This is a genomic window from Mesorhizobium sp. P2_F5 (genome assembly GCF_056403715.1).
In genome coordinates, this window is the sequence record NZ_JBFUEY010000007.1 from 95,987 (window position 1) to 121,331 (window position 25,345).

General features: G+C 60.5%; 21 protein-coding genes. 9 read left to right on the top strand and 12 right to left on the bottom strand.

The window, feature by feature from the left end; all coding sequences use genetic code 11:
* Together AC1DYO_RS12335 and AC1DYO_RS12340 are read right to left on the bottom strand one after the other, a co-directional pair.
* Complete coding sequence (locus AC1DYO_RS12335) at positions 1 to 1,563, bottom strand: ABC transporter substrate-binding protein (protein ID WP_477263497.1); 1,563 nt, start codon at positions 1,561 to 1,563, stop codon at positions 1 to 3.
* A 710-nt stretch (positions 1,564 to 2,273) separates the two neighbouring features.
* Positions 2,274 to 2,627: a hypothetical protein gene (locus AC1DYO_RS12340; protein ID WP_477263499.1), complete on the bottom strand. Its 354-nt coding sequence runs from the start codon at positions 2,625 to 2,627 to the stop codon at positions 2,274 to 2,276.
* A gap of 351 nt (positions 2,628 to 2,978) precedes the next feature.
* Between AC1DYO_RS12340 and AC1DYO_RS12345 the strand changes: the two genes are divergently transcribed.
* The 7 genes from AC1DYO_RS12345 (at position 2,979) to AC1DYO_RS12375 (ending at position 12,584) form a co-directional block, all read left to right on the top strand.
* Positions 2,979 to 3,350: an SPW repeat protein gene (locus tag AC1DYO_RS12345; protein ID WP_477263501.1), complete on the top strand. Its 372-nt coding sequence runs from the start codon at positions 2,979 to 2,981 to the stop codon at positions 3,348 to 3,350.
* A 297-nt stretch (positions 3,351 to 3,647) separates the two neighbouring features.
* Positions 3,648 to 4,859, top strand: a complete 1,212-nt coding sequence (locus AC1DYO_RS12350; RefSeq protein WP_477263503.1) for an HlyD family secretion protein — start codon at positions 3,648 to 3,650, stop codon at positions 4,857 to 4,859.
* Between the two features lie 69 nt (positions 4,860 to 4,928).
* Positions 4,929 to 6,536, top strand: a complete 1,608-nt coding sequence (locus AC1DYO_RS12355; RefSeq protein ID WP_477263505.1) for an MDR family MFS transporter — start codon at positions 4,929 to 4,931, stop codon at positions 6,534 to 6,536.
* Between the two features lie 319 nt (positions 6,537 to 6,855).
* Positions 6,856 to 10,860: a PAS domain-containing protein gene (locus AC1DYO_RS12360; RefSeq protein ID WP_477263507.1), complete on the top strand. Its 4,005-nt coding sequence runs from the start codon at positions 6,856 to 6,858 to the stop codon at positions 10,858 to 10,860.
* Positions 10,857 to 11,498, top strand: a complete 642-nt coding sequence (locus AC1DYO_RS12365) for a response regulator transcription factor (protein ID WP_477263509.1) — start codon at positions 10,857 to 10,859, stop codon at positions 11,496 to 11,498. Before AC1DYO_RS12360 ends, AC1DYO_RS12365 begins: the two co-directional genes overlap by 4 nt.
* A 2-nt stretch (positions 11,499 to 11,500) precedes the next feature.
* Positions 11,501 to 11,890 carry a response regulator gene (locus tag AC1DYO_RS12370; RefSeq protein WP_477263511.1) on the top strand — a complete coding sequence of 130 codons (390 nt, stop codon included), beginning with the start codon at positions 11,501 to 11,503 and terminating at the stop codon, positions 11,888 to 11,890.
* The gene (locus AC1DYO_RS12375; protein WP_477263513.1) at positions 11,880 to 12,584 is read left to right on the top strand and encodes a response regulator transcription factor; all 705 of its coding nucleotides are present in this window, start codon (positions 11,880 to 11,882) and stop codon (positions 12,582 to 12,584) included. Before AC1DYO_RS12370 ends, AC1DYO_RS12375 begins: the two co-directional genes overlap by 11 nt.
* A 130-nt stretch (positions 12,585 to 12,714) precedes the next feature.
* Here the strand turns inward: AC1DYO_RS12375 and AC1DYO_RS12380 are convergent, their stop codons facing one another.
* The 6 genes from AC1DYO_RS12380 to AC1DYO_RS12405 all read right to left on the bottom strand — a co-directional run bounded on the left by AC1DYO_RS12380 (position 12,715) and on the right by AC1DYO_RS12405 (position 16,837).
* The gene (locus AC1DYO_RS12380) at positions 12,715 to 13,362 is read right to left on the bottom strand and encodes an HD domain-containing protein (RefSeq protein ID WP_477263515.1); all 648 of its coding nucleotides are present in this window, start codon (positions 13,360 to 13,362) and stop codon (positions 12,715 to 12,717) included.
* Positions 13,363 to 13,419: 57 nt separating this feature from the next.
* On the bottom strand, positions 13,420 to 13,878 hold the full coding sequence (locus tag AC1DYO_RS12385) for a carboxymuconolactone decarboxylase family protein (protein ID WP_477263517.1): 459 nt from the start codon (positions 13,876 to 13,878) through the stop codon (positions 13,420 to 13,422).
* A gap of 148 nt (positions 13,879 to 14,026) precedes the next feature.
* Positions 14,027 to 14,464: a CBS domain-containing protein gene (locus AC1DYO_RS12390; protein WP_477263519.1), complete on the bottom strand. Its 438-nt coding sequence runs from the start codon at positions 14,462 to 14,464 to the stop codon at positions 14,027 to 14,029.
* Between the two features lie 42 nt (positions 14,465 to 14,506).
* The gene (locus AC1DYO_RS12395; protein ID WP_477263521.1) at positions 14,507 to 14,917 is read right to left on the bottom strand and encodes a cupin domain-containing protein; all 411 of its coding nucleotides are present in this window, start codon (positions 14,915 to 14,917) and stop codon (positions 14,507 to 14,509) included.
* Positions 14,918 to 15,002: 85 nt separating this feature from the next.
* Positions 15,003 to 15,845, bottom strand: coding sequence for an alpha/beta fold hydrolase (locus AC1DYO_RS12400; protein WP_477263871.1), 843 nt, complete (start codon positions 15,843 to 15,845; stop codon positions 15,003 to 15,005).
* Positions 15,846 to 16,078: 233 nt separating this feature from the next.
* Entirely contained in the window at positions 16,079 to 16,837 is a 759-nt protein-coding gene (locus tag AC1DYO_RS12405) for an SDR family oxidoreductase (protein WP_477263873.1), read from the bottom strand.
* A gap of 416 nt (positions 16,838 to 17,253) precedes the next feature.
* Here AC1DYO_RS12405 and AC1DYO_RS12410 point away from each other — a divergent pair, with 416 nt between their 5' ends.
* Entirely contained in the window at positions 17,254 to 18,009 is a 756-nt protein-coding gene (locus AC1DYO_RS12410) for a sensor histidine kinase (RefSeq protein WP_477263523.1), read from the top strand.
* 355 nt (positions 18,010 to 18,364) lie between these two features.
* On the opposite strand, the gene AC1DYO_RS12415 is transcribed toward AC1DYO_RS12410, so the two are convergent.
* Positions 18,365 to 19,900 (bottom strand): mechanosensitive ion channel family protein, encoded by a 1,536-nt coding sequence (locus AC1DYO_RS12415; RefSeq protein ID WP_477263875.1) that lies wholly within the window; start codon positions 19,898 to 19,900, stop codon positions 18,365 to 18,367.
* A 1,222-nt stretch (positions 19,901 to 21,122) separates the two neighbouring features.
* On the opposite strand from AC1DYO_RS12415, the gene AC1DYO_RS12420 reads away from it, so the two are divergent.
* Entirely contained in the window at positions 21,123 to 22,928 is a 1,806-nt protein-coding gene (locus tag AC1DYO_RS12420) for a hypothetical protein (protein WP_477263524.1), read from the top strand.
* Positions 22,929 to 22,936: 8 nt separating this feature from the next.
* Here AC1DYO_RS12420 and AC1DYO_RS12425 read toward each other — a convergent pair whose 3' ends face one another.
* The 3 genes from AC1DYO_RS12425 to AC1DYO_RS12435 are packed head-to-tail and all read right to left on the bottom strand — an operon-like array spanning position 22,937 to position 25,336.
* Positions 22,937 to 23,290: a hypothetical protein gene (locus AC1DYO_RS12425; protein WP_477263526.1), complete on the bottom strand. Its 354-nt coding sequence runs from the start codon at positions 23,288 to 23,290 to the stop codon at positions 22,937 to 22,939.
* Between the two features lie 33 nt (positions 23,291 to 23,323).
* Positions 23,324 to 23,944, bottom strand: coding sequence for a hypothetical protein (locus AC1DYO_RS12430; RefSeq protein ID WP_477263528.1), 621 nt, complete (start codon positions 23,942 to 23,944; stop codon positions 23,324 to 23,326).
* 27 nt (positions 23,945 to 23,971) lie between these two features.
* Positions 23,972 to 25,336, bottom strand: a complete 1,365-nt coding sequence (locus AC1DYO_RS12435; protein WP_477263530.1) for a gluzincin family metallopeptidase — start codon at positions 25,334 to 25,336, stop codon at positions 23,972 to 23,974.
* Positions 25,337 to 25,345 lie beyond the last annotated feature (9 nt).

Sequence of the window (25,345 nt, forward strand, 5' to 3'; positions counted from 1 at the left end):
TCAGGGTCCCCAGCGAACGGTGCTGAAGTCGATATTGCCGGGTGGGTACACGGGACGGAGTCCTAGATCCTTCAAACCCTTGGCATGGACAACCACATCGTTGACGTTGACAAGCGGGATAACAATGCCGGCATCGAAATACATCTGCCCCGCTCTCTCATAGAGAGCGTCGCGTTCTTTGACATCGGTCAACTGACCGGCCTGTTCCACGATGGCCTCGGCTTCCGGCACGACCCGGCCAAAAAAATTAAGGGGACCGTTTTTTGTGAAGAACACCTTCGCCTGACTCTCAGGATGGGCGGCGTCCGGGCCTGCAATCGTGAGCAGCAAATCGGGAGGGTTTCGGTCGTCCTTCAAGGTGTAGGCTGCGCCAGAGGGCAGCACGTAAGCCGTTGCCTTTACGCCTATCAACGCCAGTTGCGCTATCATCAGGTCGGCGATGCGGCCATAGCTCGGGGCCGCGCTATGGAGGCCAATGACCAAATTGACCGCGCCATGTTTGGTGATCGCGGCTTTCGCTGCCTCGAAGTCGGTCGGAAACTGGATCGGATTCACCGGGTTGAGCATCACGTTCGGATAAACCGACCTCGACACGCTTGCGAACTCGCCGAAGGCGTCCTTGACCCACAGCGCCGGGTTGATCGCTGTCAAAACGGCCTTGCGGACCTCCGCGTCGTCGAGCGCCGAGTTCGGCCTAGCGAAGAGAGTGTACGGTATCATGCTCGGGGCGTCTGTGATCTCCAGATCTTTCGGTAGGCTGGTGAGTTGCGCGAACGGATAGTTGATCGGCACGGCATCGATTGCACCCGCCTGCAACTGAAGTATCTGCTGGCTGATATCGGGCACGACCGAAATCTGGATCTGCCGGAAGAATGGTTTGTCGCCCCAGTAGTCGTCGTTGCGCTCGAGCACATAGCGCTGACCGCGTTTGAATTCAGCCAGTTTGAACGGGCCGGTGCCTACCGCATGCTCATTGAGCCAGGTCGTCGCGAAGTCGCCCTTGTCGTGTTCGGCGAGCGCTACCGGACTGATGATCTTGGGGCCCCACGGACTGGAAAGGGTATCAAGGAGCGAAGGCTGAGGATGGCCCAGCGTGAGCACGACCGTTGAATCGTCGGGCGCCCTCACGTCCTTCACGTTGGCCAGAAAGTAGCTCAGGCTCAGTCCGCGATCGCGGCGGCGTTCGAACGAACTGACTACGGCTGCCGCCGTGAATGGCGTGCCGTCGTGGAATTTGACACCTTCGACAAGGTGGAAGGTGTAGGTCAGCCCGTCATCGGAAATTTCCCAATTTCTGGCGAGCAGACCAACAATCCTGGTCGAGCCCGGTTTATATTCGACGAGGCCTTCGTAGACGTTGTTGATTGCGCTCATCGCGCCGGTCTCAAACCCGTTGTCGGGATCGAATGTGCCGATATCGGCCACATACGGTACGCGCAAGACGTCCTGCTGAGCGTACGCTGGCACCACCAAAAGCAGCAGGCCGAGCGCGAGCCCCAGTATTCGCAGGCCAAGGCTGCGTCTGGAGGATTGTTTGGCCGGATGATGGTAGGAAGTCTGCATCGATTGTCCCTGTTGGCCTAGTCTTTCGGCGAGGGGACTGCGGCAGGCCATACGCACCCAAATCCTTAGCCAACGAGCGCGTCTCGGGCCCTTGTTCAACTCAGCGTCCGCCGATGCCGTCGAGAGGTTCCATAGTCGCTCCAAATCGGCACTGGCAGCCAGACAATACACTGCCTTACTCCACAATACTCCAGCCTATCGATAGCAGTCTATGACTCCCGGGCAGGGGATACCCTATCCCTAGGCATAGATTGCTGAAACACGGATCGCCGGTTCAGCAAAGGCCGATCGAAGATTGGCGAAGGCATCGCGGCCGTCTTTCAGACCCCATCCGACCGGGGATGGCTCCGAGAATACATCTATCCTGCAGCCCACAGTAGCGTCCACCTGCTGCGGCATCGGAATGTGTCTTACTTTGGTTAGGGCCGCCATCCACCAGCACATCCAACCCAAACCTTTCCCATCGCATCACAGATACCCGCGCAGAATAGGTTCGCGGGTGGAGGCGGCGCATTCTGTTCCCACAGCCTCAATCCTCATGGAGGAGCCAATGTACGATCTCACGGGAATGCCGTCGCGCGGCACATCCGCTGCCGTGCCAGCTTTCGCTGCCCGGACCCCAAGAGCCGCCTGCGTGTGCCGATACGCTGGAGGCGACCAATGAACTGTATTCACTGCAACTCCGCCTTTCACAGGCGACCGTGCCATTATTACTTCTGTTCGCAAATGTGTTGGGAGGTCGCCAGGAGAGACACGCCGTGGCGGATCCTGTCAGATGGTTTCGGCGCGTTCACGTCGCCTGTTAAGTTCACCACCTCTACTCGGTATCCTCGACCTTCCAGGTCGAGCCATCGCGCATGACGCCCCGACCGGTGGAAGTCCCCATGGGCTTGTTGCAGGAACATGGCCTGCAACGAAGTCCAGCCGCCGGTCGTAGTGGAAAAACCCGAAGGTGTGCCGGCCGCCCTTATGGCGGCGAGAAGCGTCTCCGGGTAATGCCCGGCCAGCGCTGCTGGCGTTTTGATGAATGGCTTTGCCAAACGCTGCTGTACGCCTGAAGGCATGCATCCAATGCCGCGCTTTTGACCCTGGGATAGTGACCGGCGAAAGGCGCTGTTTCAGATCGCAGCACTGCGGCGGCCGTCGGCTGCACCGAACAATCAGCAGTACAGGTGGACAGCATCCGATTCGTTTCGGTCCAAGACAGCGCACTGTTGTCACGAGGGCGTGCACCTTCCCCTATGCCCCGGCGCCTGTGTGCCATCCCCGCGACCAGCTGCCCTAGCCCTTTGCATCGCCCAACAGATGCTTCGGTAGAATAGGATAATGCATCGGACTGCGTCATCTTATAAAAACCTGCCTCCATTTCAGTAGTGCGAGAGGTTAGGCCATCGATAAACTCAAAGGAGAAGATTATGACAAGTGAAGTACCCAACAAAGGACTGGAATGGACCAATCTTATTCTGGGCGCATGCCTGGCCTGCGCGGCCTTTCTGTTCGCCACGCTGCCGGGCGCCGCCTGGAACGCGGGGATCGTCGGCACGCTGATCGTGTGCTGTTCTGTCGTTGCGCTGTTTCGCTACGGCGCCTGGGCCGAATGGTCCAATCTCACCCTGGGGTGCTGGACGGTGATCGCGCCATTTTTGCTCGGATTCGGGTCGGCGCAGGGACCGATGTGGACGCACGTTGCGATCGGGGTTTGCGTTGCGACGATCGCTGCCATCCAGCTTGTGGCTAGCAGCAAGTCACAGGCGCCGTCGAGCACGAAGTCCGAAGTCCGCAGATAATGTGATCCAGGGTAACGGTCGGGGACGGACTCGCGAGCTAAGGCGGCCGTCCCCGGGAAGCAGACGAAATGCCATGGGCATCGTGACCGTAGCGTCTTCCCCCTGTTGGTTGGCGGAGTCTGTGCGTTCAGCAATTGCAGAAAACAAGCCGTGCTACCGAAGTGTCGGAAACCCTAGACGATCGGACGAAGCAAGCTAGCCCGACACGTGATCGACCCTCAACGCGTTTCGAAAGTAAGTTTGATCGAGGCCATGCGCGTTTGCAGGCCCACTGTGCAAGATCGCCGGGAGAACGAAATGTCCGAGATGCCCGCCACCAAGAACTTCGCCCACGCTAGCGAGATGGCAGCCAGGGCCGAGCAACCTGGTCCTCCCGTCGAGTGGCCCGCGCAGTCTTCGCCCGAGCAGCCGGGCTCGCTGCCGGTTCCTGCCGCGGTCACCGCTGAGGAGGTCATTCCGCCGCAACCCAAGCGCCGCTTCAAGCGCATTGCGTTTGGGCTCGCGCTCGTGGCCGCCACGGCGGCAGGCGGCTGGTGGGGCTACGATTACTGGACGAACGGCCAATATCTGGAATCGACCGACGACGCCTATGTGAAGGCGGACTCCACGACAGTCGCGCCGAAAATCTCAGGCTACATCGCCGAGGTGCTGGTCCGCGACAACCAAGACGTGACGGCGCGACAGGTTCTCGCCCGCATAGACGACCGCGATTTCCGCGCCGCACTTTCTCAGGCCGAAGCCGAGGTGAAAGCGGCCGAGGCGACCGTGCGCAATCTCGATGCGCAGATCGCGCTGCAGCAATCGTTGATCGAGCAGGCAAAGGCGACGGTCGCGGCGACGCAGGCGTCGCTGAAGTTCGCGAGCGCCGACGCCGATCGTTACGCTACGTTGGCTAGGAGCGGCACCAGCACGACACAGAAAGCCGAAGCCAGCCGCGCCGGGGCAGACCAGCTCGCCGCCGGGCTGCAGCGCGATCAAGCCGCAGTCGTCGCTGCACGGGCCAAGATCGAGGTGCTGGCCACCGAGCGCGACAAGACTGTCGCGCAGCAGGATCGTGCCCAGGCCGTTGTGGAGCAAGCGAAGCTCAACCTATCCTACGCGACGATCACCGCGCCGGTCGACGGCACAGTCGGCGCGCGCACGCTCAGAGTCGGCCAGTATGTTGGCGCCGGTACGCAACTGATGGCGGTCGTGCCGCTGGATGCGGTCTACATCGTCGCCAACTTCAAGGAGACGCAGCTTACCCATGTACGCGCTGGCCAGCCGGTGCGCGTCGCCATTGACGGTTTGCCCGATGTCGAGCTGACGGGCCACGTCGACAGCCTGTCGCCGGCAAGCGGCCTCGAATTCGCACTGCTGCCGCCCGACAACGCCACCGGCAACTTCACCAAGATCGTGCAGCGCATCCCGGTGAGGATTGTGGTCGATGATCACGATCTCGCCGGGCTGTTGAAGCCGGGCATGTCGGTCGAGCCCACCATCGATACCAAAGCGACGGCGGGCGGATAATCTCCCGACGCTCTCGACTATCGACATCAGTTCTTCGGCCATCCTCCCTGTGCTTACGGAGTTGCAGCCATGACCGCTATCGTGTCGACCATCCCCGCTCCGGCCGCCCGGGACGCGACCGGGGCCGCAGGTGCAGCCACCTCGCCGCGAGTCTGGGTGGCGGTGGTTGGCTCTACACTCGGCGCTTTCATGGCAGTCCTGAACATCCAGATCGTCAATGCCTCGCTTGCCGACATCCAGGGCGCCATCGGCGCCGGTGCCGACGACGGTGGCTGGATCTCGACCTCCTATCTCATCGCCGAGATTGTCGTGATCCCGTTGACGGGCTGGCTGTCTCGGGTCTTCTCGCTACGCAGTTACCTGATAACGAACGCGGTGCTGTTCCTTGCCTTTTCGATCGCCTGTGCCTTCGCCGCCAATCTCGGGCAAATGATCGTGTTGCGGGCGATCCAGGGCTTCACTGGCGGCGTACTGATCCCCATGGCCTTCACCATAATCATCACGCTGTTGCCCAAAGCCAAGCAGCCCATTGGGTTGGCGCTGTTCGCGCTGTCGGCCACCTTCGCGCCGGCGATCGGGCCGACCATCGGTGGCTACTTCACTGAGAACTGGGGCTGGCAATACATTTTCTACGTCAATCTGGTGCCCGGCGCGTTGATGATCGGCATGCTGTGGTTCTCGCTCGACCGCGCCCCGATGCAGCTGGGCCTGCTTGGCAAGGGCGATTGGGGGGGTATCGCGACCATGGCCGTCGGGCTCGGCGCACTGCAGACCGTGCTCGAGGAAGGCAACAAGGAAGACTGGTTCGGCTCGCCTTTCATCCTTCGGCTGGCAATCGTCGCGGCCGTGTCGCTCTCGCTATTCGTCTGGATCGAACTCACCTCGAACCATCCGTTGCTCAACCTGAAGCTGCTCGTGCGCCGCAATTTCGGCTTCGGCATCCTAGCCAATTTTCTTTTGGGGACAGCGCTTTACGGTTCGGTCTTCATCTTGCCGGTCTACTTGTCGCGCATTCAGGGCTACAATGCCGAGCAGATCGGCCTGGTGCTCGCCTGGACCGGCCTGCCGCAGCTCCTGCTGATCCCGCTGGTGCCGCGCCTGATGCAGCGCTTCGACGTGCGCTTCGTGATCGCTGCTGGCTTTGCACTCTTCGCCGCTTCGAACTTCATGAACGTGCACATGACTGGCGCCTATGCCACCGACCAATTGTTCTGGCCAAACATTGTGCGCGCCATCGGCCAAGCGCTGGTTTTCGCCCCGCTCTCGGCGATCGCCACATCGGGCATCGAGCAAGATAACGCCGGCTCGGCATCGGCGTTGTTCAACATGACCCGCAACCTCGGCGGCGCCGTCGGCATCGCGCTGTTGCAGACCTTCCTCACCAAACGCGAGCAATACCATTCGAACGTGCTGGTGCAGTCGGTGTCGCTGTTCGAAGAGGCAACGCGTTCCCGCATCGAACGGCTAACCGGCTATTTCCTCTCACACGGCGTCAGCGACCACGCGCTCGCCGCCCACAAGGCGATGGTCGCGATCGCGCTGAGAGTGCGACAACAGGCCTTCATCATGGCCTTCAGCGACACCTTCTTCCTGCTTGGGATTGCCTTGGTGATCGCGCTTGCAGCCACTCTGCTCCTGAAGAAGCCCGGCAATATCGAAGGCGGCGGCGGTCACTGAGCGACGTGGCCACCGCGATCATTGGACACAACTGAGCGGACACGGAAAGCTAGGGAGTTTCACCCTACCGTGAGATCAGCATTACGATTCGGGCCCTTCCCAACAGGAAGTGAGTGCATCCGCTCGGGCGGCCTGGTCGTGCCATTCCGGAGTTGGAGATACCGCTTAGCTCGTCGCGCCTCATGGATTTCCATGAGATGCGGTCAAGGCATGGCGGGGCTAGGGTGGGCCTTGAGTTCGCCAGCCCAGATTTTTGAGGACAAGTGCTATGCGAAGCGCTGATAGTTCTCAGGCTTTCTTTGCGCAGCAGGAGAAGCCAATGATGTCCGTCTGGTCGCACCGCCCGCAACTCTTGCACCTCGGGCTTTTCTTTGTCGCCTATGTCCTGGGCTGCGGGTTTGCCCAGTTGCTCGCAATCATACCTGGAACAGGCATTTCGATTTGGCCTCCGAGCGGGCTCTTCATCGCTACGCTCGTCCTCGCCTCCAGGCCAAGTTGGCTGTGGTGGATTGTGGCTGGCTGTCTGGCTGAACTGTTCAGCAATTTCCTGTGGTTCCACAGCCCGCTGCCGGCGGCCCTCCTGATCTTTTTCGGCAACGCTCTGGAAGCGATGGTCGGCGCGTGGCTCGTGAACCGGACCGACAAGCGGCCCGTTCAACTGGAAACCTTGCAGGGCGTTCTCACGTTCGTCGTCTTGGCGGCTGGAGTAGCGCCAGTTGTTGGCGCGACGGTCGGAGCTGCGACAGTCTCGTCGTTTGGCATGCTGTCGCAGACCTTCATGGCGGCCTGGCCCCTATTCTGGATCGGAGACGCCACCGGGGTGCTGATCGTAGGGCCATTGACCCTGGTCCTGCTCCAGAACTGGCGCGCCAAGACCCAGCTCTCGGCGGCGCGATGGATGGAAGCCGGTGTGCTGGGGTTGATCTTTCTTTGTGTCGCCGCCCTTTCCCTAAGCGGCTACCTGCCTTTCGCCTATATCATCATGCCGCCTCTTCTATGGGCTGCGGTACGCTTTGAATTCAAGGGTGCCGCCGTTGCCTTGATGCTGCTTGCTCTGATCACGGCCGTATTCACGATATCGGGCGCGAGCCAGTTTGCCGGCGAACCCGCCTCCCAGAAGCACAATCAAATTATGCTGCAGCTGTTTCTGGCCATCTCAGCGTTTTCGGCGCTCATCGTCGCCGCCATATCCCGGCAGCATCAACTGGCGGTCCTCACTTTGCGCCAAAGCGTGGAGGCATTGCAGGGCCGGGAGCAGGAACTCTCACAACTCGTGGATATGGTTCCGAGCCACGTCTGGCGTCTGACACCCGACGGCGAGCCGACCTTCTTCAACAGGCGCATGGTCGATTTCATCGGCCTGGACGTGTCGGATATGGACAAGCCGGGGCGGACCCGACTGGCGGCAATGATAGAGGCTTGCGTCCATCCAGACGACACCAAGGAGTTTGGAGAAGCCCTCGGCCGCAGCCTCGCGACCGGCGTGTCCTTTTCCATGCGCTATCGCCTGCGCCGTGCCGATGGCGTCTATCACTGGGTATCGAGTCGCGCCGAGCCGTTGCGCGGTCAGGATGGGCACATCGTCCAGTGGTACGGGCTCTGCCACGACATTGAGGAACAGGTTAAGGGCGAAGAGGCGCTGCGGCGCAGCGAGCGGCAGCTTCAGGACATGATCGATGCCGTGCCGGTCCGCATCTGGAGTGCAACGCCTGAAGGCGGGATGGTCTACTTCAACAAGCGATACCAAGATCATTTCCGCTCGGTCATCGCGAATTTCGAAACGATCGAAAACCCGCGTATCGAGAATCTGCTGCAAGAACTGGTTCATCCAGAAGATGCTCCGGGGGTCGAGCGCACGTTGCGGAACTGTTTCGAAAATGGTGTCTCGTCCGCCATGCGGTTTCGTTGGCTCGAGAAAGACGACACCTACCGGTGGGCAGAATGCAGGGTAGGGCCGAGGCGCGATCAAGATGGCGCGATAGCACAGTGGTACGGTGTTTCTCTCGATATCGACGATGAAATGCGCGCGCAGGAGGCATTGCGGGAACGGGAGCGAGAGCTCTCGCTGCTCGTCGACGTGGTGCCGGTCGCCATCGCGTGTCTGGCGCCGGATGGCGAGCCGACGTTCATCAACAAACGCATGGTCGATCTCCTCGGATTGGACATGGCGCACTTTGACAAGCCAGGTATGAGCCGACTAGCAGTGACCATAGCGACCGCAGTCCATCCGGATGACGCAGCGGGCTTTGCGGAAGCGCTGAACCACTCCCTCGTCACCGGCGAGCCGTTTTTCAGAAAGTATCGCGTGCACCGCGCTGACGGTGAGTATCGTTGGGTAGAGGGCCGCTGCGAGCCGCTACGCGGTCAAGACGGGGTGATTCTGCAATGGTATGGCGTTACCATCGACATACACGACCAAGTGCGCCTCTACCACGAACTTGAAGAACGGGAAGCCAGGATCCGGCAGCTGTTCGACTCAGATGTGATCGGCATCGTCTTCTGGGACCTGGATGGAACGCTTATCGACGCCAACGACGCGTTTCTCCGCTTGCTCCAATACGACCGCGAGGAGTTGAAGGCCGGGCTTGATTGGTTCGCGATGACGCCCCCGGAATGGCAGGAGGTGCATGCTCGCGAGGAGGCTGAAGAGCTCGCGAGGACGGGTAAGATGCAAGCCCGCGAGAAGGAATACTTCAGAAAAGATGGAAGCCGGGTTCCGATACTGATCGGGGCGGCCTGCTTCGAAGGGAACGCTAGGCAAGGGGTCGCCTACATTCTTGATTTGACAGAAAGCAAGCGGGCGGAAGCGGCGTTGCGCGACCGGGAGCGTGAGCTTGCGCAGCTCGTGGACACCGTGCCAGTGCAGCTCTGGAGCGTCGCTCCTGGCGGCGACCAGGCATACATCAACAAGACCATGATGGACTACATTGGCCTGAAGCCGGAAGATGTCGACGCTGAGGGGGGATTGCCCATTGCAATTCAGACATCCGTCCATCCGGATGACCGGGCCGCCTTGCTGCAGGGCTTGAGCCAATCCTTCAAAACCGGCGAACGGTTCGAACTGAAGTTTCGCAACCGCCGGTGGGATGGTGCATACCGCTGGACAGAAGGTCATGCCGATCCGCTCCGCGACGAGAGTGGTCGCATCATCCGGTGGTACGGCGCTAACGTCGATATCCACGATCACGTGACTTCTCAGGAGACGCTGCGCGAGAGAGAACGCTTCCTATGGGAGCTGGTAGAAACGCTGCCGGCGATGATCGATTGCGCTGCGCCGGATGGCGAGCCGGTCTATCGCAGCCAGCAGCTTCGCGAATTCCTCGGATATGAGCTTGAAACATTGGACGAGACGGGAAAGTCCCGTTTGGCCGGCACACTGGACGCCGGCGTTCATCCCGACGATTTGGCGGGCGTCAAGGAGAGGTATGCCCATTCGCTCGCCACCGGCGATCCTTATGCGCGCAGGCATCGTCTACGGCGCTTCGATGGCGAGTATCGCTGGGTCGAGACGCGTGCCGCGCCGATGCGCAACGCCGAAGGGGCCATCGTGCAGTGGAACGTGATCTGCCTGGACATCGAGGGTGAGGTTCGGGTGCAGGAACAACTGCGCCTCGCCCAGGAGAATCTCGCGCGTCAGAGCCAGGCGGCCAGCCTGGCCGAGCTCGCCGCGTCGATCGCGCACGAGGTCAATCAGCCTCTGGCGGCCGTCGTAGCGAATTCGCACGCCTGCCAGCGCTGGCTCACGGCTGAACCGCCAAATCTTGAGCGCGCGCAGAAAACCGTGGAACGCGTCATCCGCGACGCCAACTCGGCGGCCGAAGTCGTCAGCCACATCCGCGCCTTGTTCAAGCAATCCGTGGGGGCAAGGATCAGCACGACGCTCTCCAGCGTCATTGCCGAAGCGTTGGATCTCATAGCGGAGGAGGCGGGACGACGGCGTGTCCGCATCAATACGGACATCGAAAGCGATCTTCCACTTCTGGTGCTCGATCGTGTCCAGCTACAGCAGGTACTGATCAATCTGATGCGCAACGGCATCGAGGCGATGGACACCACTATGGAGGCCCGAGTTCTCGAACTTCGCGTTCGCCGAACGGGCGATGCTGTCCAGACGGAGATCAGCGATCACGGGAGAGGTGTTGCGTTTCCGGATCGAATATTCGAGCCGTTCTTTACAACGAAAGAGCACGGGATGGGGATGGGGTTGGCGATCTGCCGTTCGATTGTCGAGTCGCACGGCGGCCGGCTGTGGGTAGAGGCGAACGAACCGCACGGAGCGACGTTCATTTTCACCCTCCCGGTTGAAGCGGAAATCGCGGCATGATCACTGACGACCATATCGTACTCATCGTGGATGATGATCCACGTATCCGGGAGGCGCTCGGAGAACTCCTCGCGTCGCATGGTATGCGCGCGGTCGTGTTTGGATCGGCCGGCGACTACGTCAGCGCCGAAAAGCCGGATGTCCCAGCATGCCTCATCCTCGATGTCGAGTTGCCGGATATCAACGGCCTTGACCTGCAAAGGCAGATAGCCGAGGGGGATCATCCGCCGATCGTCTTCATAACAGGCCATGGCGACATCCCGTCGTCGGTGCGCGCGATCAAGCGCGGCGCCGTGGACTTCCTGACCAAGCCTTTCAGTGATGCCGACCTCATGGCCGCAATCCATGCGGCGATTGCCCAGGATCGGGCAGCTAGGTCAGAGCGCGGCGAGATTGGTGGGCTGAGGCAACGCTATCTCGACCTGACGCCGCGCGAGCGCGAGGTGCTTCCGCTCGTGGTGAGCGGTCTTCTCAACAAGCAGGCCGCCGCCGAACTGGGGATCAGCGAAGTGACACTACAGATCCATAGAAGGAATGTGATGCAGAAAATGGCAGCGGCGTCCCTCGCCGATCTCGTGCGTATCGCGGAGCGACTGGAAATACCGATCACACACTCGCGCCGAGCGGGAGGGACCTGAGCGTGAACAAGCATAAACCTGTAGTGGCGGTTGTCGACGATGATCCAAGGCTGCTTGAATCGCTGGAGGAGCTTCTTGAGTCCGCCGGATATACGGCCCGTGGCTTCCCTTCCGCGCGACAATTGCTCATCAGCGGGCTGTCGGGACTGGACGTGCTCATTACCGACATCGGGATACCAGGGATGAACGGATTTGAACTTCGTGACCTGGTGAAGAGGGCGCGACCGGAGTTGCCGGTATTCCTCATCACAGGTCGACACGAGATAGCCGATCAGGATCGCGCGCAGGGCATCAGCGGTTTCTTCCGCAAGCCCTTCGATGCCCACGCCCTGCTTGCGGCGATCGGTGAGGCCTTACCCAATCCAAAAGTGGAGGATGATCATGACAGGTGAGCAGCCGCTCCCGCGGAGATCGGCACCGCTATCGCAGCAGCAAAGGAATGAGCCGGAGCAGCCGCGCGTCATCATTGTCGATGACGATGCGTCTGTTCGGGAGGCGTTGTCCGAGTTGATCCTGTCTGCGGGTTTCCAGTCGATCTGCTTTGCCTCTACCCGTGAACTCCTTGACGCCGACGTATTGGACAGCCCCGGCTGCTTGATCCTCGACGTGCGCATGCCAGGCGCGAGCGGACTTGACCTGCAGCACCGTCTGGCCCAAAGCGGCAACCCCAAGCCAATCATCTTCCTGACCGGGCATGGCGATATTCCGATGACGGTGCAGGCGATGAAGGCCGGAGCCGTCGACTTTCTCACAAAGCCAGCACGGGACCAAACCCTACTCGACGCGGTGGTTGCGGGGATTGCGATGGACTCCGCGCGACGGGCGGATGCGGTGGTCGTCAAACGTAATGTCGAGCGCCTTGAGACGTTGACGCCACGCGAACGTCAGGTCTTGCGCGAAGTCGCGCACGGGCGAGTCAACAAACAAATCGCATTCGATCTCGGCATCAGCGAGATCACTGTCAAGCTCCACCGCGGCAATGTGATGCGCAAGATGGAAGTCGCGTCGATCGGCGAATTGATCCGGGCATGGGAAACATTGCCGGCTGCGATGCGCGATGCTGGCGCGCCTAGGACTGTAGCTTGATCCCAAGGCGGCCCGATAGGATGTCGCAAGCGCGCGGCAAAGCAAATCGGTGCTGGCGCCGGGTGAGGTTTGAAGGTCGAATTCGTCAGGCACGACGACACTAAAGCGGCCACGTCGAGCTCGAAGGGGCTTATTCCTCAAAGGGCGCGTTCGACACGAAGTCGACGGAAGATGGCGCCCGGTATCCGGGCACGAAGCGCTCGCCAAAATCCCGAGCGAAGTTGTCGTAGGTCGTTTCCGGGTGCGTCTGGGCGATATGACAGAAACACCGCGTCATGCGCCGCTTCATCTCGAGCCGCGGGAATTCACCTACAATCCTGGCGATCTCTGCCGGAGGGATGGTTTCGTACTTCAGTCCGACAACATCCAGGCAGATGCCGGCAGTGCAAAGGGCTACCTCCGCTTCTTTGTAGAGGCCGATCGACGGGGTCGAGTTGAGGGCCACGCTGTCCCAAATGAGTTGTGCCCGGCGCTCGTCGACACCGCCCTGTCGTGAGAATATCCTGGCCAGATCCGCCCCTTCGACTTCGAAGCGGCGCGGACCGTCAAAACGCTCGTTGAGCGTAGTGTCATGCAACAAGGTCCCAACCGCGACGACTTCCGCGTCGTGGTCAATGTTGCGCAGCTGCCCGAGACGTGCCGCGAACAACCAGGAGCGGACGACGTGATTGAAGAGATAGTCTTCGCATTCCCTGCGCGCATATTCGAGAGCCTGCCGTACCAGTGAGGTATCGGGGACCGAGACCCCTGCAAGCGTCCGGCTGGTGGTTCCGTTCATGTCGAAATGTCTCCTCACTGTGTTTCGGCCGGTTTCGCCGGCCTCGTAATGGTCGGTTCAGGCGGCAGCGCGCATGCGGTCCGCCGGATGCTGCAGGCGAAAGCCGATCGCCAGCCTGTTCCAGGCGTTGATCGTAGCCACGCCGATCGAGAGTGCGACGAGTTCATCTTCCGAGAAGGCGCTGCGGGCTTCCTCGTAGACCGCGTCGGGCGCATGGGTCTCGGCAATGCAGGTGAGGGCTTCCGCCCAGGCCAGCGCGGCCCGCTCGCGTTCGGTGTAGAGGGCCGATTCGCTCCAGGCGTCGAGCAGCAGTAGCCGGTCGTCGGTCTCGCCCAGCTTGAGGGCGTCGTGCCGATGCATGTGCAGGCAATGCGCGCAGCCGTTCATTTGCGACACCCGCAACTTGACGAGCTCGAGCAGCTTGGGGTCGAAGCTGGTGGCAAGCCAGCCCTCGATGGCCACGAGACCCTCGATGCCGCCGTTCTTGCGGGCCAGGAAATTCAGACGCTTGATCATGTGAGACTCCATGATGTCGGTTGACGGTTCAATTCTTCTCGCTGGGCGCGCGCCGGTGGCCGTTTCGTCGGCACTCTCGCTGACGATCCCGGTTAGCGCGTCAGTTGCAGCTCAGCCTCTTTCCGTCGCCTGACTGCCGAGAACCGAGTTAGCGATAGCCAATGCCGGCGACGTAGCTGGAGAGCATCTGCTCTTGGATCTCTTCCTGTTGGAACAGAGTTTTCATCGCGTCGCGTATGTCGAGAATACCGATAGGTCTGCCGCAGGCGTCGACCACGGGTATGTTCTGCAAGCCAGTGGCAGCCATTGTCTGCCAGACCTCATGCAGATCATCCTCCAGTGTGCACGACACGATAGGGCTGCTCATCAGGGCTGAAACCGGCGGCACTGACGACGCCGAACTGACGAGATGGCGGACGAGGTCTGATTTGCTCAGCACGCCTTCCGCAGCGCCGCTGCCATTGCAAACCACGACAAGGCCGATGCCGGGTCTGGAAAGCGAAAGGGCGGCCGCTTGCACGGTGGCATCGAGGTCGACCACGGCAAGGCGCGGCGACGTCAAGGTGTGCAGTTTGTCGATAAGCATTGCGGCCGTCCTCCTATTGGAACCAATCCGAAAATCCTCGACTTACTTGTCGAAGGTCGTCAGCTCCGTTTCGCCGGTATCGACGACGAACACGGCAAGCATGCGCGCGCGTTCCGTCTTGCTGGCATTCTCCTCGAAGGTGTGATGATCGCCCGGCAGCTCGGAAAAGCTTTCGCCGGCCCGATATGTCTTGACCGGCCCGTAATTGACCTGGGTGCTAATTGCTCCTTCAAGGACCGTGGCATAGATGAAGGCCGATTTTGCGTGCAAATGCGCCTGCGAACTGCCGCCGGGCCCGTATTCGACGAGCACGCCCTTGATGCTCTTGCCTGGCACGTTGAGAAGCGGCTGGTCGTAGACCAGCGTTACGTTGGGCCCGTCCGACTCGTGGGCCAGCGCGGCAGCTGCGAAGACGGCTGTGAGGGCAACGGTGCTGAGGATGATCTTGATCATTGTCTTGGCTCCTGTTTGCGGATGAATGGGGGATCGCCGGCCGGGGAGGGGCGGCCGGCGATCGGGCTCGCGCCAGGGCGCGGCGCTAGCCTATCGACTGAATGAAGGCGAGCAGGTCGGGGTTCACCACATCGGCGTTGGTGGTGCACATGCCGTGTGGAAATTTCTCGTAGACTTTGAGCGTCCCTTTTTTCAGAAGCTTCGATGAGAGCAGGGCCGAGTCGGCGATCGGCACGATTTGGTCGTCGTCGCCGTGCATCACGAGGGTCGGTACGGTGATGCTCTTCAGATCTTCGGTGAAGTCGGTCTCCGAGAAGGCCTTGATCCCGTCGTACTGCGCCTTGGCGCTGCCCATCATGGCCTGCCGCCACCAGTTCTGGATGACGCCCGGGATGGGCTTCGCGCCCGGCCGGTTGAAGCTGTAGAAGGGACCACCCGCGAAATCGAGATAGAATTGGGCCCTGTTGGCGGCGAGCGCCTGGCGCGCAACGTCGAAGGCCTCGATTGGCTGGCCGCCCGGGTTGGCTGGCGTCTTCACCATGATTGGCGGCACGGCGCCAATGATAACGAGCTTCGCTACGCGGCCCTGAGGCTGGCCATGCTGCGCGACATAGTGAGTGGCTTCGCCGCCCCCGGTGGAGTGGCCGACGTGGATCGTATTCCTCAGGTTGAGATGCTCGACCACCGCGGCGGCGTCGGCGGCGTAGTGATCCATGTCGTGACCCTCGCTCACCTGCGCCGAGCGGCCGTGGCCGCGCCGGTCATGGGCGACGACGCGATAACCCTTGGCGACAAAATAGAGCATCTGCGCATCCCAATCATCGCTGCTCAGAGGCCACCCGTGATGGAAAACGATCGGTTGGGCATCCTTGGGCCCCCAATCCTTGTAGTAGATTTCGGTGCCGTCCTTGGTGGTGACCGTGCTCATGTTGGTTGATCCTCTGCTTGATTTGGAAGTGGGAAGTTTCTGCCCTCGCTCAGCTTTGGCGAGCGCCGCGCTGGGCAGGCCAACGGCAACCGTGGCGGCCATTGCGCCCAGCAGGACATCGCGCCGCGTCGTTTCGGCAGGGGTGGGAAAGTTCTTGCTCATCACGTGCTCCTTCGCGTTTGGGCACCGGGCCTCGCCAATCCAGGGCGAGGTCGGATCGTGGCGGGTGCGGATCAGTGGCGCTGGAGCGAAGCGTGGGGGAGCCACTGCTCGAAGCGGATGGCGCCGATGCGCGCGTTGCCAGCAGGAACCAGCGACCCGTCTTCCAGCTCCGTGCCGAAGTAGAGTGCGCGAGGATCGGCAATCACCTGGCGCGGATCATTCGTCGCTTTCAGGAACCGCGCGACAAACTCATTGAAACGCACCCGCTCAGGCCCGGCGATGTCGATCGTGCCGTTGACCGGAGCCGCAAGCGCCACATCGGCCATGACATCGGCGACGTCGTCGGAAGCGATAGGCTGAAAGGAGACTGCCGGCAGATGGACGGCATCGCCGACCATCGAAGACTGGGCGATACCGCCCAAGAACTCGAAGAACTGCGTCGAATGGACGATGGTGTAGGGAATGCCGGAGCTCTTGATCAGGTTTTCCTGGGCCACCTTGGCGCGCAGATAGCCACTTTTTGGCAGCCGTTCGGTGCCAACGACCGAAAGCGCAACGTGGTGTTTCACGCCAGCAGCCTTTTCTGCTGTGAGCAGGTTTCGGCCGGAGGTCTCGAAGAATTCCAGAACGGCCTTGTCCTCAAACGAGGGCGAATTGGCCAGGTCGAGGACAATTTGTGCTCCCGCCAGCGCCTCCGTCAGGCCCTCGCCGGTAATCGTATTGACGCCCGAATTCGGCGACGCTGCGAGCACGTCATGGCCCTTCTTGCGCAGCCTCTCGACTGTCTTCGAGCCGATCAGTCCGGTGCCGCCGATAACCACGATTTTCATGTCGAAACTCCTCGTTCGCGTTCCATGGGAGGTGGCGATTAGGCCGGCCATGCAGCCGGCGCATCCATCTGCCTTCGCTGTAGACAATGCGACGGAGCTGCCGGCCAAACTATCGAACGGAAGCATCTGTCGTTCGATGCGAAGGTCTAGGACCGATGAGCCCAAAGACCGGGAACCCTATGTGGCGATGGGGTGAGGGCTAGATGCGTGTGGATTGGTCGACCGGGCTCTCGGGTAAGTCATCGACCCTCCCGCATACAACAAACCGCATCCCGGTAAGCTTGCAACGAGGTCATCCTGGTCCGCCGGATACGCCGTCCTGATCCTCGATCCAATCGACCGCGCGTGCCCCACCCACATAGCGTTCTGGCAGGACCAGATCAGCTACGCACTCAGGGCCGCAGGGGGACCGTCGATTGTCACGCACAGAAGCTAGACCAGGCACGGTAGGCAATGAGGACTTTCGTCGAAACGCCGACAGCGCATCCAACGGGCGCCTCACGGAACAGCCGACCGCCGGCGTCGTTCACGACCTGGGCAATCTCATCCAGGTCGCGTCATCAGCACTGAACCGCGTCGCGCGGGACCAAAGCGTCTCAACAGCTCCGGCCCTTGAGCCGGTGATCGCCAGTGCCAGGACGGCGCTGCAACACGCTGGCGCGCTCGTCCGAGATACAATGCGCAGAGCCCTCGAGGCTCCCAGAGAAATCGAGCACACGGATCTGAGCAGCTGTCTGGCCGAGGTCGAGACTCTTATTCGAAGTGCATGGGAACTGCAGATCCGGCTCGAGGTCCGCATCGAATCCGATTTGCCTCCCGCGAGATGCGATCGTCTGGGCTTGCAGAACGCGGTCCTGAATCTCGTGTTCAACGCGCGCGACGCGATGCCCAACGGCGGCTCAATCTCGATAGACGCCGCGGTGGCGGATAAAGGCCATTGCGCCCTTGTCGAGCTCCGCGTTGCAGACACCGGCATCGGCATGACCCAGGAAACCATGGTTCGCGCCTTCGATCCTTTCTTCACCACAAAGTGCCAGGGCCTGGGCGGTATCGGCTTGCCGCTGGTGAAGCATTTCGCCCAGCAGCACGGCGGCAGTGTCGAAATCGACAGTGTCCTCGGATCGGGCACGACTGTGACCTTGCGCTTGCCGGCGGCTCTGCCGGCGGATTGAAGCACGACTTCGACGCCGGGCCTCCAATAGAATCAATTCGATATCGCCGAACGAACCGGACCGGCCGACGATTAGAACTTCGCCGGCGATCGCGGTGTAGGGGTTTGACCTGGTATCGCGCACAGCCGGTAAGCACGATCTCCGCATAGCCCATGTAGGAGAAGGTTCTGACCGGCGAGACCAAGCCGTCGACACACCGGCGATCAGGCTGAACTTAACGCCTCTGGCACAGGTGATGGGTATTCCCGGCGCGCCATAATGCGAAGTCGGCGAACGGCGGCAGAATAACGGTCTCGGTGCCTGCGACGTCGGTTTTTGGAAGGGTCATGGGACTCGATCCTTCCTCTTGCGCGTCTTATCGGCCGTCTGCTCGAGCCCGCTTGAACGGAACGCTGCGAAACACCGTCTGAATGGCTTTGAGCAGTGCAAAACTAGAGCTTGCGCGCTGCTGTCCAGCTTTGCCGTTCTCGCCCGAGGCCGACATTCCGTTTGCGAGAATAGAAGCCAGATCCTCGGCCATTTCGGGCCGGTCGAGCAGCAAGGGGGCGAAGCTTGCCTGATCTATTTCGTACACCACGACATGGCTCAGTGCGCGCAATGTCGACATCTCGACGATGCCGGCGAGCAAGCCGCTCTCCCCGAAAAAATCACCGGGCGCTAAGCGGCTGATTTCTTCCAGGCCGGCGTCATCTTCGCGTTGCCGGACGATGACGCCGGTCCGGACGATCATGAGAGACGGCAGCATCTCTCCCCGTCGCGCGATGATTTCGCCCTTGCGATAGCTGCGCTCCGAGGCCGTCGCGGCAAGAGCCTCTTGCTCGTCCCCCGTCAGCGCCGAGAATATCGGTATGGCCCTGATAAGGTCGATGGGGGTAACGGGCAGGGGATGCGCGGTCTCTTCGGTCGGCAACGCGGTCATCGAAATCGAAGTGGAAGGCACGGCTAGCAGCAATCCAGTGGATTTTGCGTGGCGATAGACGAGATCAAGAATTTCATTCCTCGCCGGGATTCGTCGACCGACATTTGCAACATAGAAAAGCAGGTCGACCTCGATCGCCGTGGCATCGAGACTCTTGATCGCAACCATGGGCGCGGGTTCCTTCAGGATCGAGTTGCAGCTCAGCAGCGCCCTGCGCATCACATCGACGACAACGGACGGCATCTTCGTCGGCGCCAGTCTTACGGAGAGGGAAACGCCATGGTTCTCGTTCGGGCTGCTGACGTTGGTCAAACCGAGTTTGGCCAGGAAGCTGTTCGGCAGCACCACGACGTTGTGCGCCCAGGTGAGCAGGTGGGTCGATCGCCAGTTGGTCTCGACAACACGACCTTCAGTGCCGTCGCTGAGGACGATCCAATCGCCGAGCACATAAGGGCGGCCAAGAGTTAGCGCGACGCCTGAGAACAGGTCACTCAGCGTATTCTGAAGCGCCAGGCCCAACATGATCGCGAAGACGCCCGACGTGGCGATGAGCGTCCCTACGGGCACGGCGAAGACGAAAGCGAGGATCGAAAGCAGCATTCCGACGTAGACGATACCGACGACGAGCTCTTGCAGAAGGCGCGCCTCGCGAGGCTTTCCCTCGAAGACGAGGTAAATGCGCACAAAGCCGATCAACGCCCAGGCGAAATGAAGCCACCACAGTACTTTGGCCGATCCGATGAGGATCGCTTCGGGGGTTCGCATGTCGCCTGAGGCCGGTTCGTATGGAACGACACTGCCGTATAGAAGCAGAACCGACATCGCGATGAAGAAGGCGATCTGGACGACCAGCCGCGCGTTGGCGAACCGTCTCGGGATAAAGTTCCACACGACAATTCCGGCAAGGCCGACCAGCACGATGTAGGCAAGGGGGGAACTCCACCAGTTCATGACGACACCGGATCCGGTCATCGATCCCGACAACGCCAATCTTTCCCTGAGCCGACGCGACGGCTGTGTGAGAAGGAGCCTTTGACCCCGTTGCGTGCATGGATGCGCGGTGCCGCCGCGCGAGCAAGCTGGTCATGCCTTCTGCGGTGTCGTTCCCGCGGCGTCGTCGTATCGACGCACCAGAGTCTCAAGATGATCGGCATCAACATCGAAAGTACGGAACGCATCGTCATTTTTCCGATTCCTCGGCGGGCTGGTTCAGATGAACCACCATGCCAACCTTAACGAGGTGTGAGCCATTGTGCCGAAGACGCGCGCGTCCGATACGTTGGTCTATGGTCTCTTGAGTGAAAGACTGGGCCGGCTTGTCGGTCGTCCGGCCGTGGCCAGTCTACGCCCCCTAGGACCGGCGCGAACGCCCTAGCACTTTTGTTTGTTTACGAGTTTGGGTGAAGCTTGCCGATCTGTTCGACTTCTAACCCTCTTCACGTCCCTAGTCGTCGCCGCTGGGCGAAGGGGACTCTGCCCTTCACGCGTTCAAACGTGTCAGCATTCGTAGTGAACGCTTGCCGCCAGCAAGCCGCAGGTCCGGCCTCCGCTCCCGCTTCCTACGACAAAACAAAGTGGCTGCAACTTACCGCGCCAAGGAACCGGTTTAGTTCACGGCACAGTCGCCCGTCGGCCTTTTGCTCGTCGCTTAAAAGCTGGCACAATCGCCGCTGCAAGCACCGCAGATCGGCACCATTCGCCGCGCCGCCAACTGGGGAAGCGGAACTGATTCCCTTTGAAGCGTCCGACTTAAGCTGACGCGCGAACGTACTGCTCACACCAAGCGTCACATCGATTGTCAGGCTTGCTGCAATGGCAAGGCAAAAAAGTCGATAACTGAGTCAGACCCGGCACTACCGGCATGCCGAAACTTCTGCTTTCGCAGTGCAGGTCTTGAAACCTGCCATTCCGCTATCGGCCCATTGCCGCCTGGCGGCTAAGCGCCTCATGGCGGTCGTTCCCGCCGTCTCGTCCATTTGCCAATAGCGGACATCGCTGCTGGACAGGCCACAACAGCTTTGCTCGCCAGCAGCTTGCACAAGCAACCCTGTTGCCGCAGCGCATCAGCTTACTTGCCCTATGACTCGCATGATATTTTGCGATCATCTTACCCAGATGTCATTTCTGATGACGAAAACCCGCAAATCCCGTAGGATTGGGAGCCAATTCCTTCATCTCGGGTGATACTGACGGCATGCACATCTTCTCGTCAGAGACTGGAAGGCCGGTGGAGGCCCACTCGGCTCGCGAGGATTCGCGCCTCTTTGCGATCGTTCTTATCGATGCCGTCGGCTCAAGCACTGCTATGAAACGCAATGAGCTTGGCGCGATCCGCGACATCGAACGAGCGCTGGACATGTTCACAAGCCAAGTAAGTGCCGCGCAGGGCCGGGTTTTGAACTACACCGGAGACGGCGCGCTGGCGGCCTTCGACAGCGTTGCAAGCGCGGTTGGTGTCAGCCTGAGTTTCCAAGAGGCGTTACGCGCCGCCGGCCCGCCTGAGGCGGTCCCGATTGGTTTTCGCGTAGGTGTGCATCTGGGCGAGATATTCGAGACAGACGGGCGCGCTTTTGGCGACAGCCTGAACCTCACTGAGCGCATCCAGGACGCCTCCCCGGCAGGAGGGGTCTGCGTGTCCGATCTCGTGTACCGAGCCATCCAGGGCCGGCTTGACTTCAGTTTTGAGTATCTCGGACCGCAACGCGTCAAGAACCTGCCTGAGCCGATCGAACTCTACCGGGTCCATCGTGGCGCCGTGGCCCTGCTCAAGGCGACACCGCGGCCCCAGTCAACCAGCGCCGATCTCCATTTGAGGCAGGCAGCGGTGGACGAGGAGAACCCGTCCATCGCAGTCCTACCGTTCCGAAATCTCTCGGGGCAGGTCGATCAGGACTATTTCTCGGACGGGGTGACTGATGACATTATCACCAGCCTCAGTCGATTCAGAGGGCTTGACCTTATCGCCCGCACCTCGTCCTTCGCATTGCGCGGCAAGGACCTTTCGGCCACCGAGATCGGCAGCCGGCTCGGCGCCCGCTACGTGGCACAGGGCAGCATCAGGCTCTCCGCCAACCGGGTGCGCATCTCGATAGAGCTGTGCAATGCCGACAATGGGCACACGCTGTGGGCGGAAAAGTATGACCGCCCTCTGGAGGACATCTTCGCGATTCAGGACGAAATCGCCGAGCTAGTCGTCTCGGTGATGGCAGTGCGCATCGAACAAGCCGAGCGAAAGCGACTAACGAGCAAGCCGCCGGAATCCATGCACGCCTACGGGTTGGCGCTGCGCGGACAGGAGTATCTGGAGCGGCTGACGCCGACCGACAACAGGCTGGCGAGTTCCTATTACGAGAAGAGCATACTCGCCAGTCCGCGCTATGCGCGCGCTTTCGCCGGTCTCTCGCGGACCAACAGCCTCGACTGGCGCTATTCTTGGAGTTCCGACTCTGCGACGCCTCTCGATCGTGCCCTCGACATAGCCGTGCAGGCGGTAAGCGCCGACCCGAATGACGCGCGCGGCCACGCCGAGCTTGGCTTCGTGCTGCTCTACCGCCGCGAGCACGACCGCTCGCTCGCCTCCTATCGGCGTGCGCTGGCGATCAATCCCAACGACGCGGCTGTAATCGCGGAGATGGGCGACGCGCTGGCCCATGCAGGCGTCTGTGAAGAGGCGCTGGCGCAGATTGAGCGGGCCATGCGTCTCAATCCGTTCTACCCCGACCAGTATCTCTGGGACATGGCGGGCGCGCTGATGAAGCTGCACCGTTTTGAAGAGGCGATCGCGACGGTGGCCCGTATGCACAACGCGACGCAGGGCCGCCGCATCCTTGCATGCTGCTATGGACATCTCGGCCGGCTGGAGGAAGCGCGTCAGGCTGCCGAGCTGGTGCGCGCGGCCCAGCCTGACTTCAAGGCCGAACGATGGGTCGAGATCGTTCCCGACCGCCGCCAGCAGGATCGCGACACGCTGCTGACGGGGCTCAAGTTGGCGGGATTGTGAGTCGTCTTCTATGACCCGCCTACTATTAAATCAGCATGGTCATCCGTTGACGCGCAATTTAGTACGTTACCAATCGTCTTAAATAAATATACCTTCAATATGTTCTCTGGCGTGCCGTCAAATAATCCGTTTAGTGTTATAGTTCCATCTTGATTGTCAACAACGTCTCCTGTAGCGGTTGGCTCGTAACGACCATCATGTTTTATGAAATAGACGCTCGCTCCAGTAAAGATCGTTTGATGTTCCCCGGTCTTTAGAAGTATGTTTTCGATGTATTTCGGCGAGGTTGGTATGTGTTGAGGAATGGTTTTAGTGATTTGAACGACTTCACCTTTGATAATTATCGGTGGTATTTTTGCCATGGAATCACCTTGCTTGCTTGGAGGTGCTTATTTTCATTCTGTATTGCCGCCGCCTCGTCGCGACCGAGCGACTGACCCAGCCGCACGAGCGACAGAACCGGCGGCCCGGGCGACAGATCCTGAAGATCGAGCAACAGACCCGGCGGAGCGGCTCGCGACGCCCCAATCGTCCATTTCTGAGGCCAGAAGCAGCATGTCAAAGGTGCCGCTTTCAACATCGAGACGCAACGTAAAGTCAGAACGATCGTAGGCCCAAGCTCGCATTCCTGCCGCGAACGACCCCAGCTGGCTCGACAACCCCGTCCTGCCACTGTCTCCAGGCATGCGGCTCAATTTCTGTTGATCAGGTGTCAGTAAGGCAGGCGTTCCTTCCGGGTCTATACCTTCGCCATGAACTAAAAAAATAATAGGTCGCGCAAGGTCATAAAAAGATGCTTCATATGAGAAAGAGTAAATCCTAGCAAATTTCGCCTCAGCTTTGTTTATCTGCGTTAGCAGGAAATTGTTACCATATGTAACTGGACTGTTTGCGTCATTGGCATCAGAGTCGTTTTGTGGGAAGTTCTTATAAACGTCATGCAATATTGCCATATCACGCATTACCCGACCAAATATCCATATCTTAGACAGATTTAAGAAAGTTTCTTGGGACATTTAGACTCTCCGATATATTGGAACTCTTTACCGTAAGTATGAGATCGATCGTAGGAAACGACGTTCTCGATAGGTCATTGCAGGAAGCGAGCTGGCCAGTGCAGGCTGGATGACTCGCGACGAATGTGAATGGGCTTTGGTTTTTGAAAGCCCGACGTGCACACCCGCCCTAACCATCCCAATATCCCGCCACCAGAAGTTTGTGATCAGGATATCCTCCAGCACCCCGCCAGTGATCTTGGCATCGGCGGCGATCAGGCAGTCGGCGAAATCGGCGTAGTTAAGGTCGTCCGGCGAGAGCATTCGCCAGGATTCGACTAACAACTTGCCCATCAAATCGCGTGCTTCAACGATCGCGACAACGAAGCCGTCCGGGTTCGCTGCAAAGGCCGCGTCGAACTCGGCCTGAAGCGTGTCAGCGAGGTCGGGACGGTTGATCGCGGCGTCGGCCAGGTCCTCGAGGTTGCGCCGGATCGTGCCGGTCTCGACCAGCACCTCGTGGAAGATGTCGACGAAGATGTCGAAGAGCGCGCCAGACAACGGCTCCGACAGCTTATGCTCATCGTGCCAGCCGTCGGCGAAGTCGGAAAGCTTGAGGGTGTTGTCGGCGCTGCGGATCTGCTCGTTCTCCGACAGCTCGGAGAAGCGGTTGAACTCGTTGTAGGTGTAAAGATTGCCGCTGGTCAGCTCCAGGACGTCGCGCACGACCGACGGGAAGTGCAGCGACGCGATCATCGCGACCCAGTCGGCAGCGGCCTCGTGGAAGCCGAAATACTCGCCGCTTTCCGCGTTCGGGTCCGGCAGACCGACTTCCGAGTATATGATGCCATGGCCGACCTCGTGGGCGATGATGTCGAAGTCGAGTGAGAAAGGCACTACCTTGCCATCCTTGCGGCGAGCGCTGCCGACTTCAAGATAGCCGTAGCCGATCTGGCCATTGTCCCAGTCGGGCAGGATGGTGAGCTCCAGCCGCTCGTAGTCCTCGCCGAAGTGCCAGCGGATCGGATGGCCGAGATAGGTCTCCCACACATCCATGACGAACCGGGTCACGCCGAACAGGTGCGCGGCCTCGAATTCCGGTGTCCCGACCTCGAGATGATCGAAATGGCCATTCGGACCTGGCTGCACGTCGGGCCAGGCCGGACCGGTCCACGGCGGCAGTGTCATGAACTTGGTGCCGAGTGGGCCAGTGTTAACGCCGTAGGGATAGAACTTGCCCTTGGGCCATACGAAATACATGCGGTCGTCGGAAGGACCGGGCCGCACCGCGCCGGCAGGCGTGGATACATGGATTGTTTCAGGTTCGGCGTCTGGCTTGCCGAAGGGCGATTGCGGGAACACGCGGAACCGCGTCCCGTCCGTCTGCCGCTCCCACGCGCCATCCTCACCCATGGTTAACAA

Bases quoted from the DNA above. Each gene is read 5' to 3' on its own strand.
- AC1DYO_RS12335 (WP_477263497.1), bottom strand. From the start codon at position 1,563: ATGCAGACTTCCTACCATCATCCGGCCAAACAATCCTCCAGACGCAGC.
- AC1DYO_RS12340 (WP_477263499.1), bottom strand. From the start codon at position 2,627: ATGCCTTCAGGCGTACAGCAGCGTTTGGCAAAGCCATTCATCAAAACG.
- AC1DYO_RS12345 (WP_477263501.1), top strand. From the start codon at position 2,979: ATGACAAGTGAAGTACCCAACAAAGGACTGGAATGGACCAATCTTATT.
- AC1DYO_RS12350 (WP_477263503.1), top strand. From the start codon at position 3,648: ATGTCCGAGATGCCCGCCACCAAGAACTTCGCCCACGCTAGCGAGATG.
- AC1DYO_RS12355 (WP_477263505.1), top strand. From the start codon at position 4,929: ATGACCGCTATCGTGTCGACCATCCCCGCTCCGGCCGCCCGGGACGCG.
- AC1DYO_RS12360 (WP_477263507.1), top strand. From the start codon at position 6,856: ATGATGTCCGTCTGGTCGCACCGCCCGCAACTCTTGCACCTCGGGCTT.
- AC1DYO_RS12365 (WP_477263509.1), top strand. From the start codon at position 10,857: ATGATCACTGACGACCATATCGTACTCATCGTGGATGATGATCCACGT.
- AC1DYO_RS12375 (WP_477263513.1), top strand. From the start codon at position 11,880: ATGACAGGTGAGCAGCCGCTCCCGCGGAGATCGGCACCGCTATCGCAG.
- AC1DYO_RS12380 (WP_477263515.1), bottom strand. From the start codon at position 13,362: ATGAACGGAACCACCAGCCGGACGCTTGCAGGGGTCTCGGTCCCCGAT.
- AC1DYO_RS12385 (WP_477263517.1), bottom strand. From the start codon at position 13,878: ATGATCAAGCGTCTGAATTTCCTGGCCCGCAAGAACGGCGGCATCGAG.
- AC1DYO_RS12390 (WP_477263519.1), bottom strand. From the start codon at position 14,464: ATGCTTATCGACAAACTGCACACCTTGACGTCGCCGCGCCTTGCCGTG.
- AC1DYO_RS12395 (WP_477263521.1), bottom strand. From the start codon at position 14,917: ATGATCAAGATCATCCTCAGCACCGTTGCCCTCACAGCCGTCTTCGCA.
- AC1DYO_RS12400 (WP_477263871.1), bottom strand. From the start codon at position 15,845: ATGAGCACGGTCACCACCAAGGACGGCACCGAAATCTACTACAAGGAT.
- AC1DYO_RS12405 (WP_477263873.1), bottom strand. From the start codon at position 16,837: ATGAAAATCGTGGTTATCGGCGGCACCGGACTGATCGGCTCGAAGACA.
- AC1DYO_RS12415 (WP_477263875.1), bottom strand. From the start codon at position 19,900: ATGACCGGATCCGGTGTCGTCATGAACTGGTGGAGTTCCCCCCTTGCC.
- AC1DYO_RS12420 (WP_477263524.1), top strand. From the start codon at position 21,123: ATGCACATCTTCTCGTCAGAGACTGGAAGGCCGGTGGAGGCCCACTCG.
- AC1DYO_RS12425 (WP_477263526.1), bottom strand. From the start codon at position 23,290: ATGGCAAAAATACCACCGATAATTATCAAAGGTGAAGTCGTTCAAATC.
- AC1DYO_RS12430 (WP_477263528.1), bottom strand. From the start codon at position 23,944: ATGTCCCAAGAAACTTTCTTAAATCTGTCTAAGATATGGATATTTGGT.
- AC1DYO_RS12435 (WP_477263530.1), bottom strand. From the start codon at position 25,336: ATGGGTGAGGATGGCGCGTGGGAGCGGCAGACGGACGGGACGCGGTTC.